The organism is Pedococcus sp. P1_H8 (assembly GCF_056405175.1).
Window position 1 is genome coordinate 1 of sequence record NZ_JBFUCP010000037.1, and the last position, 715, is coordinate 715.

Here is a 715-nt window from a genome sequence, read left to right on the forward strand (position 1 = left end):
GCCTAGCACCACCTTCCGCAATGTTGCCATCGTCGCACACGTCGACCATGGCAAGACCACCCTCGTCGACGCCATGCTCCGCCAGTCGGGAGCGTTCGCCGAACGTGCCGAACTGGTCGACCGCGTGATGGACTCCGGTGATCTCGAACGCGAGAAGGGCATCACCATTCTCGCCAAGAACACGGCGGTGCACCGGCACAACGAGGACGGGTCCGTCACCGTCATCAACGTGATCGACACCCCCGGCCACGCCGACTTCGGTGGCGAGGTCGAGCGCGGCCTGTCCATGGTCGACGGTGTCGTCCTGCTCGTCGACGCCTCCGAGGGCCCGCTTCCGCAGACCCGCTTCGTGCTGCGCAAGGCGCTCGCCGCGTCGCTGCCGGTGATCCTGGTGGTCAACAAGACCGACCGCCCCGACGCCCGCATCGAAGAGGTCGTCACCGAGGCGCAGGACCTGCTCCTCGACCTGGCGTCGGACCTGTCCGACGAGGCCGCCGAGGCAGCCGAGCTGGCCCTGGGCCTGCCGGTGCTCTACGCGTCCGGCCGTGAGGGCAAGGCGTCCATCGAGCAGCCCGCGAACGGCACCGCGCCCGACGCCGAGAACCTCGACGCCCTGTTCAAGGTCCTGATGGAGCACGTGCCGGCGCCGAAGGGCGACGCCGCGGCGCCGCTGCAGGCCCACGTCACCAACCTCGACGCCTCGGCGTTCCTCGGC

1 protein-coding gene is annotated in these 715 nt (G+C 69.7%); it reads left to right on the plus strand.

All coding sequences use genetic code 11. The annotated features are described in order from the left end of the window. Positions 1-715: GTP-binding protein (locus AC1DYG_RS18680; protein WP_477641367.1), on the plus strand; the 715-nt coding region annotated here is incomplete at both ends.